Source organism: Azonexus sp. (genome assembly GCF_036170495.1).
Taxonomy (GTDB): domain Bacteria; phylum Pseudomonadota; class Gammaproteobacteria; order Burkholderiales; family Rhodocyclaceae; genus Azonexus.
Window position 1 is genome coordinate 1 of the sequence record NZ_JAVHPH010000377.1, and the last position, 2,061, is coordinate 2,061.

2 protein-coding genes are annotated in these 2,061 nt (G+C 59.0%); one reads left to right on the plus strand and one right to left on the minus strand.

Features of this window, described 5'->3' with window-relative positions; translation table 11 throughout:
- On the plus strand, positions 1 to 575 hold a 575-nt coding region (locus ADADOO_RS13745), incomplete at its 5' end, for a transposase (RefSeq protein WP_511278069.1).
- A 66-nt stretch (positions 576 to 641) separates the two neighbouring features.
- Here the strand turns inward: ADADOO_RS13745 and tnpC are convergent.
- Positions 642 to 2,061: IS66 family transposase (tnpC, locus tag ADADOO_RS13750; RefSeq protein ID WP_511278070.1), on the minus strand; the 1,420-nt coding region annotated here is incomplete at its 5' end.

The following is a 2,061-nucleotide window of genomic DNA, read 5'->3' on the forward strand; positions in this document are numbered from 1 at the left end:
TGCAAGTTCATGACGGCGAACCGGCGAAGGGAAAGAAGCGTGGTCGCACCCGCAACGCGCCGAAGTTTGACCTGCGCACGCAATTGTTCAGGATGTGCGGGGTTGATCTTACGCGCATCGACGGCATCGACGTCACCACCGCGCTTGCGGTGATCTCCGAGACCGGGGCGGACATGTCGCGCTTCCCTACGGCAGGGCACTTCGCGAGTTGGCTGGGGCTATGCCCCGGCACCAAAATTACCGGAGGCAAAGTGATGAGCGGCAAGACTAAGCGCGTAGCCAACCGGGCGGCCCAAGCCTTGAGATTGGCCGCAGCAGCATTGCGCAGCAGTCAGTCGGCGCTGGGCGCATATTTCCGCAGGATGTGTGGGCGCATGGACAAACCTAAAGCCGTAACCGCCGCCGCGCACAAATTGGCGCGCCTGATCTACACCATGCTTACCAAAGGTGAAGAATATACCGATCAGGGGCAGGACTACTACGAAGAACGCTATCGTGAAAGAGTGTTGCGGCAACTTGCCCAGCGCGCTGAAAGAATGGGGATGAGACTCGTCGTCAATGAGCAGCCCGCTTAATTCCGCTTTTTAAAATCAGTTGGTTAGGAGGTGTTTCTTAAGAGCGCTTCAGTAACAGCAGGGTATTCAGCGAGGTGTGGTTTTGGTTAAAGTTGCCGCATGGAAATTCCACGGCAACAACTTATCCATTTCATCCGCAGTTCGAGCTGCTGGCAGATGCTCCAGCACATGGCGCAGCCATGTGTATGGCTCTACGCCGTTTGCCTTGGCGGTCTCGACCAGCGAATAGATGATCGCACTCGCGTTCGCTCCGGCGGGTGTATCGCTGAACAGCCAGGCCTTGCGCCCAACCACGAAGGGGCGGATCGCATTCTCGCAACGGTTGTTGTCGATAGGCAGATCGCCGCGTTCCGTGTAGCGAACAAGCTTGCCCCAGTAGTTCCGCATATAGGACAGTGCGCTACCCAGCGCGCTCTTGGGCGGAACCATGGGCAGCATCTTTTCCATCCAGTCGTGCAATTCATCGAGCGCCGGGTTGCTTTTCTCCTGGCGTGCTGCATAGCGCACTGCATCCGTGGAATCCTTGTGTTCCCGTTCGATACCGTAAAGCTTGCCGATTATGGCGACCGCTTGGTCGGCATGGCCGTGCGCGCCTTTCGGCTGCACCTTCACGGCATCGACAAACTTGCGGCGGACATGCGCCCAGCAAACCAGATGTTCGATGCCATCGGATTTGGCAAGCTTGTTGTAGCCCTCATAGCCATCCGTCATCACATAGCCCTGATAGCCCAGCAGCAGGCGCGCAGGCACTTCCCCGCACCGGCTCGGATCATAGTCGTAAATCACCACGCGGCTTCCCGGTGGCCCGCCCGTCTGCACCCACATGTAACTTTGCGAGGTCGGGCTTTTGCCCTTTTCCTTGAGTACCTGCACCATCGTTTCGTCCATGTGGATAAACGGCGCATCAAACAAGACATCCCGTATCAGGTTGTGCAGCGGTTGCAGTGCGCAGCTGCTACCGATCGCCCACCGCGCCAGGGTCTGACGCGGCACCAACACGTTGTGGCGGGCCAGCACTTTCTCGAATCTTGCCAGCGGCAACCCATCGACATACTTGGTCGTCAGCAGCATGGCCAGCAAGCTTGGGCTGGCATTGCTCTTTGGCAGAGGTTGCTGCGGCAACGCCGCCGTCACCGGCGCATGTTCGCTGGCTTTGCACCCGTAGACCAGTCTGATATGTTGCAGCACGCGCACCTGCATCGGAACGATGTCGAGTTGTTCGCTGACGACCCGGTTGATCAACACCATCGGTGTGCCGCAAGCGCAGGTGCGTTCAGATTCGGGCACGTCGTGAATGATCTCTACCCGTTCAAGTTCTGGCGGCAGCGGGCTGCGTTTGCCGCGCGCGGGCTTTTGAGCTTTGTCCAGCGCCGGCAACGGCGCAATGTCTTGTGCTTCGGACGAGGTCGCGGCCAGCACTTCCGCTTCGTCGAACAGATGCAATTGGCCCGCGCTCTCGGCGCTTGCGCCGAACATGCGGCGGCGC